Origin of the sequence: Flavobacterium xinjiangense (assembly GCF_900142885.1) — a bacterium.
Lineage (GTDB): Bacteria > Bacteroidota > Bacteroidia > Flavobacteriales > Flavobacteriaceae > Flavobacterium > Flavobacterium xinjiangense.
The window spans coordinates 100,754-119,774 of the sequence record NZ_FRCL01000009.1; the positions used below are offsets into that span (position 1 = coordinate 100,754).

Consider the following 19,021-nt stretch of genomic DNA (forward strand, 5'->3'; position numbering starts at 1 on the left):
TATTTTATGAAAAAAATACTTGTGGTAGTTGATTCTATAAACATTGAAGACAGTAGTGGCTCTAAGGCCAATGTTGCCCTAATTACAAATCTAGTCGAATCTGGCTATGATGTTTTGGTATACCATTATACATTAAAAAACATACAGCTTTCTGACGTTAATTGCGTTTCTATTCCAGAAATAAAATATAGTCCGTTGTATCTTTTAAGTCGTCTGCAGCGCGTTTTTTCCAGAAATTCAACTATTAATGCTGCTCCTTTTTTAGAACAGCTATTTGGGTTTTCTTTTACTTTTTTTAATGATACCAATAGTATTGTGGGAGCTTTAAAAAAACTCAAATTTCAACCTGATTTAGTTCTTACCTTGAGTAAAGGGGGAAGTTTTAGACCTCATTATGCTCTTTTAAAGATTCCAGAATTACATGATAGATGGTTAGCTTATGTTCATGATCCTTATCCGTTTCATTTTTTCCCCCGACCATACAATTGGGTTGAATCGAGTTATAAAGCTCGAGAAGCCTTTTTTTTAAAGGTCTCTCAGAAAGCTCAATATAGCGGGTTCCCTAGTCAATTATTGTTAGAATGGATGGGTAGCTATTATCCTAATTTTCTAAAAACAGGGATTGTAATACCACATCAAAACGCAAAATATATGCTGAAAAACATGGTTTTTCCAGATTATTTTGACGTTTCAAAATTCAATTTACTTCATGCAGGAAACCTGATGCAACAGCGTTCGCCGGAAGGATTAATTGAAGGATTAAAGTTATTTTTAAATAAATACCCAAGGGCTAAAAAGGATGTTCGTCTTCTTTTGGTAGGTCCTTCTTCCGGTTATAGTAAAATGCTTGGAGAATATCAAGAAAGTATTCCGGAACTCCATGTTCTAGACGGGAACATTTCTTTTGAAGCAGTATATCATCTTCAAAAACATACCGCAGTAAATATTATTTTAGAAGCAAAATCTGAGATCAGTCCGTTTCTACCCGCTAAGTTCCCGCATTGTGTCGAAGCTAATAGAACTATTTTTTCATTAGCCCCTTTCTATAGTGAAACGAAAAGATTGTTAGGAAATGATTACGAATTTTGGTCAGAAGTAGACGATATTCCAAAAATCGCCTCGATAATAGAAAAACTATATCATTTATGGAGACAAAATCCAGCTAATTTATTTTTGAATCGAAGTGATTTAGAAGATTATCTTTCGGCTGATTATTTAAAGAAAACCATTAACAATTTGCTAAAAAATTAATTTATGGTTAATTTTTTTAAGAAGAGAAAAAAACAATGAAAAAACTTGCAGTCTTACTGCCTACTTATAATGCGGCTCCATATATAAGAGAAAGTATTGATTCTGTTTTGAATCAAAGTTTTGGCAATTTTGATTTGTACATCTATGATGATTTTTCAACGGATAACACGGAAGAAATTATATCACAATACAAGGATCAACGAATTTTTTATAGGAAGAATATAGCTAATTTGGGTATTGCTAAATCGTTGAATAAGGGATTAGACGAATTACTTCCTCACTATGAGTTCATTGCCCGAATGGATGCCGATGATTGGTCATATCCTAATAGATTTGAAAAGCAATTGGAATTTTTGGATAAAAATAAAGAAATAATACTATGTGGAACGCAAGGCTACTGGTTGCAAGATATGCGACAAAATCCGGTATCAGGTTGGGAATATCCAACGAATCATGAATACATTAATTGTTGTTTGCTTTTTACGGCTTCCTTTGGCCATTCATCAGTAATTTTTAGAAGTGATAATTTTCAGAAAAATAATTTGCGATACAATGAAACTATTAATACTTGTGAAGATTGGGATTTATGGACTCGTGTTGTAAAGACGGGCCAAGTTGCAAATTTACCAGATTTTTTTATGAAATATAGAATTTTAGAAAATAGTAATCATCGTTCACCTCTAAATTTAAAAAAGCATTTTGAAGAACGATCAACAATAATTTCCGGGTTTTGGACATATTCGCATATTACTCTTTCTTCAGAGCAGGTCTATGAATACTATTATCAGATTAGCCAATTGTCCAAGTCTGATTTTATTACTAAAATTAAGCTATTAGTAGATGTCTTTAATTCTTTTTATGTTTATAATGCTAATTCACTAGTAACTGCAGACAGAAAGAAATTGAGTTATTTGTTATCGAGAAGAATTTTAGATTATTGGAAACGTTCTAAAGTTAGCAGGATTGATCCCCAAATATGGCTATTCTTAATTAAAGCAGTGAAATTCGAGAATAAATTTAAATTGTTGAAAAGTATTATAAAATGAACTATTCTATGGAGGCTTCAGTACTTATTGTGTCAAAAAACAGAAGAAATGAATTGAATCAAACACTTGAAGTATTAAGTAGGATACTTGATTTATCATCACATGAAGTACTAGTTTTTTTAGATGGCTGTTCAGATGACTCGGATCTATTAAAAGATAAGCACAACTGGGTAAAATGGTATTCGACAAAAAAAAGTATAGGTGCTTCTGCTGCTAGACATATGCTTTATCCAAAAGCACAAGGACAAATATTAATTGGTTTAGACGATGATGCACATCCTTTGAGTTCTAATTTTATTGACCAAACTAAAGCTGTTTTTCAAAAATATACTAAAGTAGGAATTATTGCTTTTCAAGAAATAAAAGGGGTTTATAGTTCAGACAATAAAGTGTTAAATAAAATTGAAAGTAATAAAGAGGAATATTATTGTAACGAATTTAAAGGATGTGGTTTTGCGATTCGCAAAGATGTTTATGAAACTATTAACGGTTTCCCATTGTGGATTGACATTTATGGAGAAGAATCTTGTGTTTCAATTGAAGTTATTGCCAAGGGGTATGATATTATTTATACTAATACAATTAAAATTAATCATCGTATTGATTTGGAAGATAGAAAAATGAAAGGTCATAATTATTTTAGATTTGGCAAACAATTAAAAAATTCAACTTATTATTTTTTAGTTTATTACCCTTATCCTCTGCTTAATGTTTTTAAGCTCTATTGGCATAATTTCAAAAAGTATGCGTTAAAAGATATCAAATATTTTAAAGTGTTTTTTATGATTATGTTAGAGGTAATATTTAGTTTGCCAAAAATATTGAAATATAGAAAACCAGTAAAAGTAGATTTAATAATTAAAATGAGACAATTAAGTCAGTTGAAATTTTAGGACATAAAAAAATGAAAAATAGATTAAAAAAAATATTCGATTTGCTAGGGTATAAAATTCATAAAAAAAATAAAATTTTGATACTTAATGAAGACCTGTATCTGGCAATCAAAAATAAATTACCAGATAAGGGTATTGTTTTTTTTGATGTTGGAGCCAATTTAGGACAAACATTAAAAAAAATGAATCATAGCTATTCAACCGCAACAATATTTGCTTTTGAACCAAGCAAATATTGTTTTGAATATTTAAAAACTAATTTTAGTAATACTAATGTTAGTCTTCATAATTTAGCAATAGGTTCTAATTGTGGTAATCTTCAATTTAATGAGTATTCGTGGAGTGCATTAAATTCTCTTTTGAAGAGAGCCTATGGGGCTGCAAAAATTAATGAAACATATTTGGTTAGGGTCATCACGCTTGATGAATTTTGTAATGATAACAATGTTTCATATATAAATTTATTAAAAACAGATACTGAAGGTTATGAACTTAATGTGTTGAAGGGAGCTTCCTCAATGATGGAACAAAATAGAATCCAATTTGTATATGTTGAGATATTTTTTAATGAAAATTATATTGGACAATCTTCATTCGGTGATATTTATAATTTCTTGCTGGAAAATAGATTTGAACTGGTTAGATTTTATGATGTTTTGTATACGAATGATGGATTAGCCTCAAAAACAGATGCATTATTTATTAATAAAAGTTTTAAAATTAATTAATTCTGAATTTTAATTGAATTGTAGCTAATACCAACAAAAATATAATAAGTAAAACTAAAATTGGAAATCTAAAAAACAAATAATTTTGTTTCTAGAAAAGAAGAAAGCTCAATCCTTAAAGAAAAAATGTCACTAAAAAAATCATCTCCATATATTATAGCTGAAATTGGTCAGGCACATGAAGGTAGTTTGGGTATTCTATATTCCTATATTAATGCAATTGCCCAAACGGGAGTTGATGCCGTGAAGTTTCAACTGCATATAGCTGAAGCGGAAAGTAGTGAACACGAGCCTTTTCGAGTGCAGTTCTCATTAGAAGACAACACCCGCTTTGATTATTGGAAACGGATGGGGTTTTCTTTGGAACAATGGAAAGGTATCAAACGTCATTGCGATAGTTTGGGTCTTGACTTTATATGCTCCCCTTTTAGCAATTTAGCTGTGGATTGGCTAGAGGAGATAGGAATTAAATGTTATAAAATAGGCTCCGGTGAGGTGAATAATTTCTTGATTTTAGAGAAAATTGCACAAACAGGAAAGCCAGTAATTTTATCTTCGGGCATGAGTTCCTATGCGGAATTAGATCAAACCGTCGATTTCCTGAAGGAAAGACAAGTTAATTTTTCTATTTTGCAATGTACGACTGCTTATCCGACTATGCCAGAACACTATGGTTTGAATGTGATTAATGAATTAAAAGAAAGATATAAAATAGCAGTTGGTTTTTCAGATCATTCTGCCCGAATAGAAACTTGTATCGCAGCAACTGCTTTGGGAGCCAGTATTCTCGAATTTCATGTTGTTTTTGACCGGCAACTTTTTGGTCCGGATGCCAAAGCATCTTTAACCATCGCGGAAACCAAAGATTTAGTTTTAGCCGTCAAAAATGTTGCAACCGCAATTTCCAATCCTATTGATAAAAATAACAACAGTAATTTTTCTGAGCTCAAACAGATTTTCGAAAAATCATTGGCGGTCAATAAAAAATTGCCTAAAAATCATATTATTACTTTTGATGACTTAGAGGCTAAAAAGCCAAAAGGGTTTGGGATTGACGCTCTGCGATTTCAAGAAGTAATAGGGAAGGTTTTGATTAGGGATTTGGATCAATGGGATTTTTTGAATGAAGGAGATTTGTTGTAAACGAAAAGTTTAAATTCGTCACTTCTATTATCAGGACGTCACTTCGAGTGTTTTTGGCTTCACAGAAAAGGCTGTGAAAACAAAGATATAGTAAGCCAAAAATGTATCGAGAAGCTTCTGTTGCACCACGGTTCTCGATACGATTTTTAAAGCTAATCCTTTAGTTGTTAATTAATAAATCGTTTTTTAGCCTTAAAAATCACTCGAACTGACGTATGTTATTAAAATGTCATCAAATTACCTTTCCCCCTTTCCCGTTTTTTGTCTACTTTTAAACCCAAGAATAATACACTTAAAATGCCAAAAAGAAAAATAGTTGTAGTAATAACGGCACGTCCTTCTTATAGTCGTGTAAAAACAGTTTTGTCGGCGATTCAAAATCATTCTGATTTGGAATTGCAATTAGTTGTTGCCGCATCCGCTTTGTTGGATCGTTATGGTTCTGCTGTGAATTATATTGAGAAAGACGGTTTTACTATTGCTGCAAAAGTATTTAATGTATTGGAAGGAGAGAATTTAACTGCCGCAGCTAAAACAACTGGAATTGGAATTTTGGAATTATCTACCGTTTTTGATAATTTAAAACCGGATATAGTCGTAACCGTTGCCGATCGATTTGAAACTATGGCTACAGCTATTGCGGCTTCTTATATGAATATCCCCTTGGCACATATTCAGGGTGGTGAAGTCACCGGAAATATTGATGAAAAAGTGCGTCATGCCATCACAAAACTGGCGGATTATCATTTTGTAGCCTCTGAAAATGCTAAAGAAAGAGTGATCAAATTGGGAGAAGATCCTGAGATGGTTTTTAATACCGGATGCCCATCCATTGATTTGGCTGACGAAGTACTGCTAAGTAAAACACTTCATTTTGATCCCTATGAAAAATATGGTGGAGTAGGAGCAAAACCCAATTTGTCTGAAGGCTATTTAGTCGTTATGCAGCATCCCGTAACTACCGAATATCAAGATTCGAGAAAACATATTGAAGCTACCCTGGAAGCCATTCATAAGTTAAATAAACCCACACTTTGGTTTTGGCCCAACGTGGATGCCGGAGCGGACGGAACTTCAACAGGCATTCGCGCTTTTAGAGAACAGCACCAGTTACCCAATGTTCATTTTTTTAAGAATATGGAAGGGAAAGATTTTTTACAATTGCTACAACACAGCGATTGTTTAATTGGAAACTCTAGTGTTGGGATAAGGGAATGCGCTTTCTTAGGAGTTCCTGTTGTTAATATAGGTTCTCGTCAAAACAGAAGAGATCGTGGGGGTAATAGTATAGATGTTGATTATTGTCAGGATAGGATTGAAGAAGCTATTTTAGACTCTGTAGAAAGAGGAAAATCAATTTCCTCCTCTATTTACGGAGACGGGAATGCTGGAACTCAGATTGCTGAATTATTAAATGAATTACCATTACAATTTCATAAAACTATTACCTACTAATGAGAATTTTAGTTGTTATTCCCGCTAGAGGTGGTTCCAAAGGAGTGCCGAAAAAAAACATCAAGTTACTTGGCGGTAAACCTTTAATAGCACATGCAATAGAATGCGCTAATAGCTCTAAATTAGTTTCAAAAATAGTTGTTTCTACCGATAGTGATGAAATAGCAGCTATGGTAAGTAATTATAAGATAGAAGTAGTTAAAAGACCTTTGGAATTAGCTGATGATACTAGTAATGTTGTAACAGCAGTTGAGCATGCTTACAAATTTCTTAATGAAGAGTTTGATATAATAGTTTTGCTGCAGCCTACATCTCCCCTACGAACCCCTAAAGACCTTGATGATATAATTAGATTGTTGCAAGAAAATCCGCAAACTGATGGTGTTATAAGTGTAGTACCGATGAATGAGATTCATCCAGCGAGAATGTATAATTTAGCTGATAATAGTATGTTAACTTCATTTTTAGAAAATGGTGAAACGTTAAGAAGACAAGATTTAAATCCAGTTTATTATAGAAATGGCTGTTTTTATGCAGTTAGAACAAAGGCTTTTTTTGAACAAAAATCATTTATGGTCGAAAATAAATTAGCTTTTATAATGAATCCTGATTGGTTAGCAAACATTGATACTCAAAGAGATTTTAAATTGGCAACACTTTTATACCAAGATTGGAAAAATGAAAATACTAATCACTGAGTCTAATGATTTTAGTCCTAAAGCTTTATTAGCTTTGCGAAATCAATTTGAAGTAAAAACAGTCAATGTACAAAGTAAACAAGAATTAATTGCGATGATTAGCGATTTTGAAGTCCTTTTTGTGCGATTAGGTTTTTCAATAGATATAGAAATTATTCAGAAAGCAAAAAAACTAAAATATATTTTGACCGCTACAACTGGATTAGATCATGTTGATGTGATTTATTTTGAAAGTATTGGGGGAAAAGTAATTTCACTAAAAAATCAAACAGCATTCCTTGGCACAATCCCATCAACAGCCGAACATACTTGGGCTTTGTTATTGTCTTTAATAAAGAAAATCCCTTCCTCATTTCATCATGTTAAAAATGGAGAATGGGATAGAAATTTATTCATTAATAGTAATTTAAAAGAAAAAAAGATAGGGATTTTAGGTTTAGGAAGAGTAGGTAATCAAGTGGCCAAATTTGCAAGGGTTTTTGATATGGAAGTCGGTTTTTTTGATACAGTTTCGATAAAGAGTCAATTTAAAAAATTTGAAACTCCTGAAGAACTGTGTAAGTGGGCCGATATCGTGAGTATTCATATTCCTTATACGGTTGAAAATAAAAATTTTGTAAACAAAGAATTGTTATCTCACTTTAAAAGACATTCGGTTTTAATAAATACCTCGAGAGGTGGTATATGGGATGAAAAAGAAGTGGCCATTCTGATTGAAAATGGAGTGTTAACTGGAGTTGCAACCGATGTTTTGAAAAATGAATTGGATCCAGATTCAATTGCCGTGAATCCGTTAGTCCTTTTGGCAAATCAAAATTATAACGTGATTATAACTCCTCATATTGCTGGCGCAACAAAAGAGTCCATGGCAATGACTGAGGAATTTATTGTCGAAATTTTTTTGAAAGGATTAATATAAAATATATTGTTAATAAAGGTATTGTTTAAAAGAAACGAATTAAAAATGCATAAGTATATTTGCAAATAGAAAATAAAATGGCAAAATGGAATTATTGGACGGAAAGAAGTTATTATCACAAAGAACTAAGAGATAGAGCAAAAGGAATCAAAAGTGAAATGGAAGCGGCAAAGCAAATTTCGCAATTAATATTTGAAAAAGCAAAAAGTTATAATTCCATACTCGATGCAGGTTGTGGTACGGGACACTTTATTTTAAGTCTTGAAAAAAAATTAAAAGATGGTTTTCAATATTTAGGTATTGACATCACAGAACAACATATAATTGATGCAATTGATATTTTCAAAGAAAACACAAATTATCAATTTCAATTAGGAGATATTAGAAGTTTAGTCGTGGAGGATAAGAGTTATGAAGTATCAATATGTTCGAATACTATTCCTCATATTCCTCACATTGGAAAAGCAATTAATGAGCTCATTCGTGTTACAAAGGGTGATATATTTATACGGATGCTAATAAGTGATGAAGTTTTAATAACAAAAAAGGCCCTATCAGATGTTTTTGATGAAAATGGAGAACCTGAGTCATTTATGTATGTAAATATTTATGATGAAAATTATTTGAAAAATATAATTGGAAATAAAGGAGAGCTATTTATTTACGAAGATATATTTGATGCTAAAGCAATAATGAGCCATTATGAAGATCATAAAAGTGCAGCAGGAAAAAATATTGCCACTCGAATTGTTGAAGGATCACAATTTAAAGGACATTTGATGTTGCCATGGAAAATTGTACATATAAAATTAACTTAAAAAAATGAAAAAATTAGGAATAGTAATAACAGATGGAGTAGGCTTCAGAAATTTTGTAATGAGTGATTTCATTGCTGAAGCTACACAACAATTTGATCAGGTTATCATTTATTCCGGTTTGCCTATATCAGCTTATCATTCTATTCCGGTATCATCGCGTATCGTTATTAAAGAACTTTCTATTTTTACTGAAGGTAAGCTGACATGGATTTTTAGAAAATGGAAAGAATTAGCACATTTAAAAAAACATAAGACGTTTTATGGGATGAATGATAATTTGGTTTCTGGTTATCCTAAAACAAATTCTTTACGATCTATATTGATTAAAATTATTTACTTTTTCACTCATTTTATTCATTCACAAAAGAGTATTTTATTTGTTGAAAAATTGCAATTTCTTTCTTTATCTAAAAATATAATAACTAAAGAATATTTTAAATTACTTAAAGAAGATGAGCCTTCTCATGTCTTTTTTACTCATCAACGGCCCCCATATTTAGCTCCCTTTTTATATGCTGCGATTCAATCAAAAATACCTGTAAGTACTTTTATTTTTAGTTGGGATAATTTGGCATCAAAAGGAAGGATGCTTGGGACATTTGATTATTTTTTGGTTTGGAGTGATTTGATGAAAAACGAATTATTGTATTTTTATCCGAATGTAAAGGAGGAAAATGTAAAAGTGGTTGGTACGCCTCAATTTGAGCCTTACGTAATGGATAAATACAAAATGGAAAAGCAGGATTTTTATTCCAAGTTTAATTTAGAACTGAATCACAAATTGATTTGTTTCAGTTGTGCCGATGCCAGTATCGGAGCAAATGATCCTGTTGTGATACGTGCTATTGCTTTAGCACTTAGAGAAAATAAAATAGGAATTCCTTGCCAATTGTTGGTGCGAACTTCACCCGCAGAAGAGTCTTTTCGATTTGCTTCCATTAAAGCGGAGTTTCCAGAAATTATCTGGAATAATCCAAAATGGATTCTGACCCGTGAAAACCATGTCGAAAGTTGGTCACAACGTATTCCAAGTGAGGAAGATATTATGGATTTACGCTCCATATTAGAATATGTTGATTTGAATATTAATATGTGTTCCACCATGAGTTTAGACTTTATGTTATTTGATAAGCCTGTCATTAATACCGTTTTTGGAAATCCCGAAAATGGTTTGTACAATGATCAGCGATTTTTGAATTACGTTCATTATAAAAAAGTAATTGATAGTCAATCTGTGACAGTATCCAAAAACACTGCCGAGTTAATTGCTCAGATTAATGTTGCTTTATCTAACCCTAAGGGCAGAACAACACAACGAAAGGTAATGATTAATTTCCAAATAAGTAAAGACTTATTTGGAACCAGTAAGCGAATTGTCAGTACTTTATCACAATTTAATGACTGAATCTAAAAAAATAGCAGTACTCTGTAATTATCAACTGCTACCGGATAGAGTGGGAGGAATGGATTACTTTTTTTGGCAGTTTGACAAACAATGTGCAGCAAATGGTATACAGGTGGATTGGTTTTTTCCGAATCAATCGGATCATGGGGAGTATAACACTTTAACTGTTTTTGGCAGTGAGGATAAAGCGGTAGAAAATTATTTTCTAAGTTTTTGTAAAACTAATAAAACAGAGTATACGCATATTATAACCCATTTTATCGAATTATGTACTCCTTTTTTTTATAAAATAAAGCAGTACAGTACTGGTAAAATAATTGCCATAGACCATAATCCGAGACCAATTTACCACTATTCCTTAAAAAAGAGAATCGAGAAAAGAATCAAAGGAATTTTGTTTTCCAGATATATTGATTTATTTGTTGGGGTATCAAACTATACAGTAAATGAAATTATAAATGATTTCGGTCCTCATTTAGTAAAAAAATCAAAGACTATTTACAATGGTGTTATACTAGAAGATATTCAAGTAAGAAATCATCGCAACATAGTAAAGCCAAATTTTTTAGTAGCTTCCCACTTAAGGGAATCTAAAGGCATTCAAGATTTAATTACTGCTGTCGCACTGCTTCCTTCCTCAATACAGAAGACAATTAAAATTGATCTTTACGGGGACGGACCTTACAAAAGTGTTTTGGTTGAAAAGATGAAACAGCATGATGTAGAGCATTGTTTTGCTTTTATGGGCAGCAGTCCCAACCTGAAAGCCGTGTTTTTGAATTATGATTATATGCTGCAACCTACCCACATGGAGTGTTTTAGTTTGTCTATATTAGAAAGTCTAGCTGCTAATGTTCCTGTAATAACTACAAATGTTGGCGGTAATGAGGAAGTATTAGTTGATGGAGAAAACGGCTATATTTTTAAAGCTAAAGATATTCATGAATTGAAAGAAATTCTTGAAAAGGTTTATTTAGGTCATGCAACGATACAATCCAATACAAGAGTAATTGTGGAAAATGGTTTCTCTTTGCAAAAAATGGTTGAGCAACATTTTGCATTGGTGTTAGATAATAAATCTTAATTTTACATTCTCAAATCTCAAAGCCTTCTATGTTCTTTAATTCTTTATCTTTTGCTCTTTTTCTTCCCATCGTATTTGTGTTGTATTGGTTTGTTTTTAATAAAACCAAAAGCACTCAAAATGCACTGCTTATTGTAGCCAGTTACTATTTCTATTCCTGTTGGGATTGGAGGTTTTTATTCCTGTTGGTGTTCTCCACTTTTTTAGATTATTATACCGGTATTCGAATTGAAAAAGCTAAGACAGAAACTGCTCGTAAATTTTGGTTTTGGTTGAGTATAAGTGTTAATCTCGGATTCTTGGGTATTTTTAAATATTATAATTTTTTTGCTGCTTCCTTTTCGGAATTGTTGAACGGTTTTGGATTGCAAACTAGCCCCTTATTATTGAATGTAGTTTTACCTGTTGGAATTTCTTTTTATACGTTTCATGGACTTTCCTATGTTATTGATATCTATCTAAAAAGAATCAAAGCCGAATATAACTTTGTTGATTATTCCTTATTTGTCAGTTATTTTCCGTTGTTAGTAGCTGGTCCTATTGAAAGAGCCACGCATTTGTTACCGCAAGTAAAAGTAAAGCGAACGTTTGATTTTGAAAAAGCCAAAGAAGGGGTGTATCAAATCATTTGGGGATTGTTTAAAAAAGTAGTTATTGCTGATACTTGTGCCACTTATGCCAATGCCATTTTTGATCATTATCAATCAATGAATTCCCTATCGTTAATATTGGGCGCTTTTTATTTTGCTTTTCAAATTTATGGCGATTTTTCGGGTTATTCGGATATGGCATTGGGGATGTCTAAATTATTTGGATTGGACTTGTTGCGAAATTTTAATTATCCGTATTTCTCCAGAGATATAGCCGAGTTCTGGCGCCGTTGGCATATTTCTTTGTCGTCTTGGTTTCGGGATTATGTTTATATTCCTTTGGGAGGAAGTAGAGGCAGCAAATTAAAACAAGTCAGAAACGTATTTGTTATTTTTTTATTGAGTGGTTTTTGGCATGGTGCTAACTGGACGTTTATCGCCTGGGGCTTTATCAATGCGTTGTATTTTTTGCCCTTGTTACTTCGAGATACCAATCGGTCTAATATAGAAACTGTAGCACTAGGATGGGATTTTAGTTCTCTGAAAGTTTTTTTTAGTATTCTCAGTACATTTGTTTTAACGTGTTTGGCTTGGGTGTTTTTCCGTGCAAAATCGATAGGAGATGCTTTTGATTATATCAGTCGTATTTTTACTGACCAAAATTTTAAAATACAATACCTGGAAAATGAACGCTACAGTTATGAAATTCTATTATTGATTTTTATTTTTATTCTTGTTGAATGGAATGCAAGAACTAAAATTGAACCTATTTCAGGCAGCTATAGTTGGTTGAAAGTTACGTTGTGTATTGCTGCGATTGTAGCGCTGGGGACGTATTCTGATTATAAAGAATTTATTTATTTTCAGTTTTAATATAAGTAGCGGAATCGACTGTACTGATCGTCTCGACTGACGCTCGACGTGACAAAGGGCATCGCGGTTATAATAGAGTTTCGTCTCCGCTCCGTATAAACTTTCGACGTGACATAGTTTAGTCGAGATAATATGTAGAATTAAAAACAGCATTATGAAATTCTATTATGTATATATTCTTCTTTGTAATGATGATACTCTTTATGTAGGAGTGACTTCTGATATTAATAGGAGAGTTATGGAACATAATGCAGGTAAATATCCAGAAGCCTATACGCATAGCAGAAGATCGGTTTCTTTAGTTTTTTATCAGGATTTTACAAATCCTAATCAGGCTATTGAGTTCGAAAAGAAATTAAAAAAATGGAGTAGAGTTAAAAAGCAAGCGTTAATTGATGGAGGCTTTGAAATGTTGCAGGATTTATCGGAGTGTAGAAATGCCACACATCATAAATATAAGCCGGATGAAGGTGATATTGAAGAGTAACAGAAAGCGTCTCGACTGCGCTCGACGTGACAGCCGCGTCTTGTTAAAGTGCATTTGTTGAACGAGTCCTACCTCTGCACTCGGAACAAGCTAAAGTTGCGATTCATTTTGAACAGAAAGCGTCTCGACTGTACTTCGTCTCCGTTCAGTGTAAACTTTCGACGTGACAATTGAAGTTGTAATGAGGTGGTTTTGCCAAGTAGAGCGTTTTCAATAACGTAAATAATACTATTAGAATTTAATGATGAAACGTTTTTTATTTTTTACAATCAAAATACTTCTACTGACCTTTATGGTGTTAGTAGTTTTAGATATTGCCTATACTCAAGTTTATTTGCAATCTTCCCATAGAGGGAAAATAGATTATGTTTACAACTCAAAAGCGCGGCATTATGACGTGGTGATTTTAGGATCTTCCCGGGCGAATAATCATTTTGTGGCCCCTTTGTTTGAAGAAAAAGGATTGAAAACCTTTAATTATGGAATGAGTGGCGGGCATTTGTTTGAAGCTTCTTTATTATTGAAATTAATGGTAGAGCGTCATTATACGATAAAAAATGTGATATTGGAAGCTGATTTGAATTTGGCTAATGAAAAGGAGTCTGAGAGTGTCGCTTCTAAGTTTTTACCCTATATTCACCGTTCTAAAGTGATTGAATCCCATTTTGCCCAACAGCCTCATTTTTGGGATAATTATTATATTCCTTTTTATAGGTATATTGTTTTTGACCCCCAAATTGGTTTTAGGGAAATGTATGATGCAGCTAGAGAGAAACCAACAAAGTTATTGGATCATTTAGGGTATTATCCTTTAGGAAAAAATCCGAATGCGAATATGAAAAATGATTTAACGAATTTAAAACCGTTGCATAATGAATATTATGAAGAAATAAAGCAAATTTGTAAAGCCAATAATATTAATCTGATTGCAGTCATGACCCCCATGTGTTCTAATGTTAAAGGATTGGATTATTTTCTGAAGGTAAATGCCATCTATCCTGAAATTCATAATTATGAAAATGCTATTGAAGGTGATCAGTATTTTTCGTCTTGCGGTCATATGAACGATACTGGTGCGCGCAAGTTTACGACCGTAATTATCAACGAATTTTTTAATAAATAAAAATGAAAATAGCCTTTCTGACTCCTGAATATCCACACCCGAAAACCGGCAGCTCTGGAGGTATAGGTACTAGTATCAAAAATCTAGCTGCAGGGCTTTTAGCGGAAGGTTGTTCGGTCCGGGTTTTAGTATATGGTCAGAACGAAGAAGGTGTTTTTGATGATAATGGTATTTGTATCCAACAAATACGGAATGTGAAACTAAAAGGATTGTCGTGGTATCTTACCCGAAAAAAACTCCAAAGAATAATTAATACGCTATACCAATATAATGAAATTGATTTGATTGAAGCACCGGATTGGACCGGTATAACCTCTTTTGTTTCGCCAAAAAGATGTCCCGTTGTTATTCGGCTGCATGGTTCGGATACTTATTTTTGTCATTTGGATCAGCGTCCTGTAAAGTGGAACAATAAATTTCATGAAAAACGAGCCTTAAAAAAAGCCGATGCATTGTTGTCTGTAAGTCAGTTTACGGCCGATAAAACGAATGAAATTTTTGGTTTAGATAAGGAATTCACAATCATTCCGAATTCAATTGATATGGATTTGTTTAGTCAGAACCATAATGACAATGCTAATGAAGTTATTTTGTATTTTGGCAGTTTAATCCGGAAAAAAGGATTGTTAGAATTGCCCTTCATTTTTAATGAAGTGATTAATAAATACCCTCAGGCAAAACTTGTTCTAGTGGGAAAAGATGTTTCTGATATTGTATCAGGGAATCCTTCGACATGGCAGATGATGCAGAAACTCTTTACCGAGAAAGCACTTATTAATGTCGATTATTTAGGAGCCGTACCTTATCAGGATGTAAAAAAGTACATAAATGAAGCAAGTGTTTGTATATTTCCTTCATTTGCAGAAGCTTTGCCTGTTTCTTGGATTGAAGCCATGGCGATGCAAAAAGCAATTGTAGCTTCTAATATTGGTTGGGCCACTGAAGTGCTAAATGAAGGAATAAATGGTTTTTTGGTACATCCAACTGATCATTTGGAATATGCCAATAAAATTATTCAGTTATTGGAAAATGTCCAATTACAAAAAGAATTTGGTACAGAAGCGAGAATAAAGGCAATGGATAAATTTAGTACAACAGTCGTTGCGCAAGAAAGTTTGTCATTTTATAAATCGTTAATAAACTAGTTTTGATTATCGTATACCATATAAATGCTAAAATTACAGACGTATTGACTGCAGATAATCAAAAAATCGACTTTGATTATAAAAAAACTATTGCTAGTGGTTTACACGAGATTGCAAAACAGTTTCCAAATGAAAAACTAGTTTGGTGTCATTTAGCAGTGAAAGAACAATTGAATCTAGAAAGTATAAAAACGCTGTTTCATCATGATAAAATGATGTTGTCTTTTTCCTCCTCACAACATAATTTTTTTGACAGTACAATAGGCTATGTTGAGGAGTCTTTATTTATTAATGTCAATAAAAAGGTATCGTATCCAACCTGGCAAATGAGCAGTGTTGCTGGAGTTATTCATGCTGCTGTTTTAAATGCACTAAAAGATAAAATAGTTTGCGATTCTGATTTTGAATATTATTTGAACTCTATTGCAAAATTAGCTATGCCTTTAGGTTTGCTTTGTTATTCCTCACCGAGACTATTAAAAAATGGAGAATTTGAAAATACTACTAAAGCTAGCCTTTATCAACTTTTTCGATTTGTAAAACAGCATTATAAGACCCGATGGGTATTTTTGTTGTTATTAAATATAGGTTTATATGAAAGGAAATTTCCAATTTGGCCGTTTCTGCTTTCTCTTTTTTACGACTATAGACTAAATACCAATATAAATCTAGATACTATAAAAGTACAATCATCGCTAAACATCATTGGCGAGACAACTGTTGATGTCATTATACCAACTATTGGGAGGAAAGGCTATTTGTTTGATGTATTGAAAGATTTTTCTAAACAAACATTTCTACCCAATAAAATTATTATTGTAGAGCAAAATCCTCAAGAAGGAAGTAAAACAGAATTGGATTATATCCATGACGAAAACTGGCCTTTTGCAATCGAGCATTTTTTTTTACATCAAGCGGGGGTTTGTAATGCAAGGAATTTAGCGTTGAATAATACAGATAGCGAATGGGTATTTTTGGCAGATGATGATAATCGTTTTGAGCCTGATTTAATTCAAGAAGTTTTTCAAAATATAAAACAATTTGGAAGTGAGGTGGTAACCACCTCTTATCCTCAACTAAATGAGTACAAAAAATATAGGAAAGTAATACAGTGGCCTACTTTTGGTGCTGGAAATAGTTTTGTTCGTAGAAATCTTTTAGATAAAGTTAGATTTAATAGTGCGCTGGAGTTTGGTTATGGTGAAGATGCTGATTTTGGGATGCAATTGCGAAATAAAGGGTATGATGTGTTGTATTTACCCAAACCTGAAATAATTCATTTGAAGGCTCCAATTGGAGGTTTTCGAACAAAACCGGTATTGCTATGGCAAAATGATCCTATTCAGCCAAAGCCATCACCAACCGTTATGCTATATATTATTTCGCATAATACTCAAGAGCAACTTAAGGGTTATAAAACTACTTTGTTTTTCAAGTTTTATAAACATCAGAATATTAAAAACCCATACAGTTATTTTAAAATGTTTCAAAAACAATGGAATCAGAGCCTATTTTGGGCTAATCAATTAAAAAAGGCATGATGAAATTTTCTCTAATTATTTGTACTTACATGCGTCCAAAACCTTTAATTCAATTGTTGCAATCGGTTAAGGGACAAACTCTATATCCTAATGAAATTTTAATCATAGATGGCTCGACAAATGAAGAAACAGAAATTGTTTTACAAGAAAATCGATTTGAGGATTTAAAATATTTTTTGGTGTCCCCTGAGCATCGTGGGCTAACCAAGCAACGAAATTATGGTATAGAGGTTGTAGGGGAAGAGATTGAAATAGTTTGTTTTTTGGATGACGATACGGTTTTGGAACCTAATTATTTTGAGCAATTATTAAAAACTTACCAAATTTATCCTGAAGCTGAAGGTGCTGGAGGTTATATCATAAACGAATCTCAATGCGAGTTTGTAGGGGAAGATTATTCTCCTAAAATAGATGAGTATTATTACGACGGCTGGAAGAGAAAGGATGGCAGTCGATTTGTACTGAGAAAGAAATTGGGATTGGATAGTGATTGCCCACCTGGTTTTTCGTCTTTATTTTCACATGGTCGAAGTGTTGGTTTTTTGCCTCCAAGCGGTAAAATATATGAAGTTGAAATGTTGATGGGAGGTGTTTCTTCTTTTAGGAAAAGAGTCTTCGAAACCTTGCAATTCTCCACTTATTTTGAGGGCTATGGTCTGTATGAAGATGCGGATTTTACGCTACGAGTAGCTAAAGTAGGAAAGTTGTATTTGAATACTGCGGCCCAATTAAAGCATTATCATGATGTCTCAGGAAGACCTAATCAATATCAATACGGTAAAATGGTGGTGCGTAATGGTTGGTATGTTTGGCGTGTTAAAAATTCTAAGCCTTCCTTAAATGCAAAATTAAAATGGCATTCTATCACTATATTGTTGACAGCAATTAGATTTAGCAATACATTTACAACCGTGATGAGAAAGGAAGCCTTTGCCGAAGCCTTAGGCAGAATGGCGGGATGGTGGAGTTTGATTTTTAATAAACCAAAAGCAACGTAATGAAAACAACAGAAGCCATTTTAGAAACTAATAAAAAACAAAAAAAATTTTACAACAATAATAGTAAGCAGAATTTATTTACAACAATTTGGGCGAAATTCAGAAACGGACTACTTAATACGATTAGGAAAAACATTGGTATTCAAGACCAGGCCTATCTTTTGCACAAAGAATGGTTTGGTGATTTGTCCAGTAAAAGAGTCCTTGATTTGGGATGTCATTCAGGGAATTACTGGTCATTGTATCTTGCTGAAAATGCTAAAGACTATTTGGGGATTGATTTGAGTGACGTTGCTATCGACAAATTAAACGAAAGGTTGAAACCTTTCCCAAATGCTAAAGCTGAAGCGGTAGATTTTCTGTCTGATGATTTTGCTGAAAAAGATTATGATTTGATTTATGCTTATGGTGTCTTACATCATTTTGAAAATATCAACATTCTAATTGATAAATTAAATGAAAAATTAGCTCCTGAGGGTGAAATAATAAGCTACGATCCTTTGGAAACTAGTTTGCCTATAAAAATAATTAGAATACTTTATCGTCCCTTTCAATCGGATGCCGCTTGGGAATGGCCATTAACTAAAAAAACGTTTTATCAATTTCAAAAAGCTTTTGTAATTAAGGAGAGGCGTGGTCTTCTTGGTAAATCAAAATGGGTTGCATTTTTGAATATTTTACCTATTTCAGAAAACAACAAAAAATTAATTGGACAAAAATGGCATCAACAAGATTGGCATGAATCTTCTGCATCTGATAGCGCGATGTTTAGCTGTATGCATTTAACTATGTTGATGCAGAAGAAATAACTGTTTAACTTTATA

At 32.8% G+C, this 19,021-nt stretch carries 18 protein-coding genes; all 18 read left to right on the top strand.

What is annotated here, in order from left to right; genetic code table 11:
- Positions 1-6: 6 nt before the first annotated feature.
- The 18 genes from BUC23_RS11835 to BUC23_RS11920 all read left to right on the top strand — a co-directional run bounded on the left by BUC23_RS11835 (position 7) and on the right by BUC23_RS11920 (position 19,006).
- Positions 7-1,251 (top strand): glycosyltransferase family protein, encoded by a 1,245-nt coding sequence (locus BUC23_RS11835; RefSeq protein WP_073209685.1) that lies wholly within the window; start codon positions 7-9, stop codon positions 1,249-1,251.
- Positions 1,252-1,286: 35 nt separating this feature from the next.
- Positions 1,287-2,297, top strand: a complete 1,011-nt coding sequence (locus BUC23_RS11840; RefSeq protein ID WP_073209687.1) for a glycosyltransferase family 2 protein — start codon at positions 1,287-1,289, stop codon at positions 2,295-2,297.
- Between the two features lie 8 nt (positions 2,298-2,305).
- On the top strand, positions 2,306-3,190 hold the full coding sequence (locus BUC23_RS11845) for a glycosyltransferase family 2 protein (protein ID WP_073209784.1): 885 nt from the start codon (positions 2,306-2,308) through the stop codon (positions 3,188-3,190).
- 11 nt (positions 3,191-3,201) lie between these two features.
- Positions 3,202-3,918 (top strand): FkbM family methyltransferase, encoded by a 717-nt coding sequence (locus BUC23_RS11850; protein ID WP_073209689.1) that lies wholly within the window; start codon positions 3,202-3,204, stop codon positions 3,916-3,918.
- 126 nt (positions 3,919-4,044) lie between these two features.
- On the top strand, positions 4,045-5,061 hold the full coding sequence (locus BUC23_RS11855) for an N-acetylneuraminate synthase family protein (RefSeq protein WP_073209690.1): 1,017 nt from the start codon (positions 4,045-4,047) through the stop codon (positions 5,059-5,061).
- 297 nt (positions 5,062-5,358) lie between these two features.
- Positions 5,359-6,516 carry a UDP-N-acetylglucosamine 2-epimerase gene (gene neuC / locus BUC23_RS11860; protein ID WP_073209692.1) on the top strand — a complete coding sequence of 386 codons (1,158 nt, stop codon included), beginning with the start codon at positions 5,359-5,361 and terminating at the stop codon, positions 6,514-6,516.
- Positions 6,516-7,214 (top strand): acylneuraminate cytidylyltransferase family protein, encoded by a 699-nt coding sequence (locus BUC23_RS11865; protein WP_073209694.1) that lies wholly within the window; start codon positions 6,516-6,518, stop codon positions 7,212-7,214. Before neuC ends, BUC23_RS11865 begins: the two co-directional genes overlap by 1 nt.
- The gene (locus tag BUC23_RS11870) at positions 7,195-8,133 is read left to right on the top strand and encodes an NAD(P)-dependent oxidoreductase (protein ID WP_073209696.1); all 939 of its coding nucleotides are present in this window, start codon (positions 7,195-7,197) and stop codon (positions 8,131-8,133) included. The genes BUC23_RS11865 and BUC23_RS11870 overlap by 20 nt, the downstream gene beginning before the upstream one ends.
- Positions 8,134-8,210: 77 nt before the next feature.
- Positions 8,211-8,951: a class I SAM-dependent methyltransferase gene (locus BUC23_RS11875; protein WP_073209698.1), complete on the top strand. Its 741-nt coding sequence runs from the start codon at positions 8,211-8,213 to the stop codon at positions 8,949-8,951.
- 4 nt (positions 8,952-8,955) lie between these two features.
- Entirely contained in the window at positions 8,956-10,356 is a 1,401-nt protein-coding gene (locus BUC23_RS11880) for a hypothetical protein (RefSeq protein ID WP_073209700.1), read from the top strand.
- Positions 10,349-11,440 carry a glycosyltransferase family 4 protein gene (locus BUC23_RS11885; protein WP_244153802.1) on the top strand — a complete coding sequence of 364 codons (1,092 nt, stop codon included), beginning with the start codon at positions 10,349-10,351 and terminating at the stop codon, positions 11,438-11,440. The genes BUC23_RS11880 and BUC23_RS11885 overlap by 8 nt, the downstream gene beginning before the upstream one ends.
- A 29-nt stretch (positions 11,441-11,469) precedes the next feature.
- Entirely contained in the window at positions 11,470-12,903 is a 1,434-nt protein-coding gene (locus tag BUC23_RS11890) for an MBOAT family O-acyltransferase (RefSeq protein ID WP_073209702.1), read from the top strand.
- Between the two features lie 154 nt (positions 12,904-13,057).
- Positions 13,058-13,390 carry a GIY-YIG nuclease family protein gene (locus BUC23_RS11895; protein WP_073209704.1) on the top strand — a complete coding sequence of 111 codons (333 nt, stop codon included), beginning with the start codon at positions 13,058-13,060 and terminating at the stop codon, positions 13,388-13,390.
- Positions 13,391-13,631: 241 nt separating this feature from the next.
- Positions 13,632-14,513, top strand: a complete 882-nt coding sequence (locus BUC23_RS11900) for a hypothetical protein (RefSeq protein WP_341868413.1) — start codon at positions 13,632-13,634, stop codon at positions 14,511-14,513.
- 2 nt (positions 14,514-14,515) lie between these two features.
- Positions 14,516-15,658, top strand: coding sequence for a glycosyltransferase family 4 protein (locus tag BUC23_RS11905; RefSeq protein ID WP_073209706.1), 1,143 nt, complete (start codon positions 14,516-14,518; stop codon positions 15,656-15,658).
- Positions 15,659-15,660: 2 nt separating this feature from the next.
- Complete coding sequence (locus tag BUC23_RS11910; protein ID WP_073209708.1) at positions 15,661-17,199, top strand: glycosyltransferase family 2 protein; 1,539 nt, start codon at positions 15,661-15,663, stop codon at positions 17,197-17,199.
- Positions 17,199-18,197 (top strand): glycosyltransferase family 2 protein, encoded by a 999-nt coding sequence (locus BUC23_RS11915; protein WP_073209788.1) that lies wholly within the window; start codon positions 17,199-17,201, stop codon positions 18,195-18,197. Before BUC23_RS11910 ends, BUC23_RS11915 begins: the two co-directional genes overlap by 1 nt.
- The gene (locus BUC23_RS11920; RefSeq protein ID WP_073209710.1) at positions 18,197-19,006 is read left to right on the top strand and encodes a class I SAM-dependent methyltransferase; all 810 of its coding nucleotides are present in this window, start codon (positions 18,197-18,199) and stop codon (positions 19,004-19,006) included. The genes BUC23_RS11915 and BUC23_RS11920 overlap by 1 nt, the downstream gene beginning before the upstream one ends.
- The last annotated feature ends 15 nt before the right edge of the window (positions 19,007-19,021 follow it).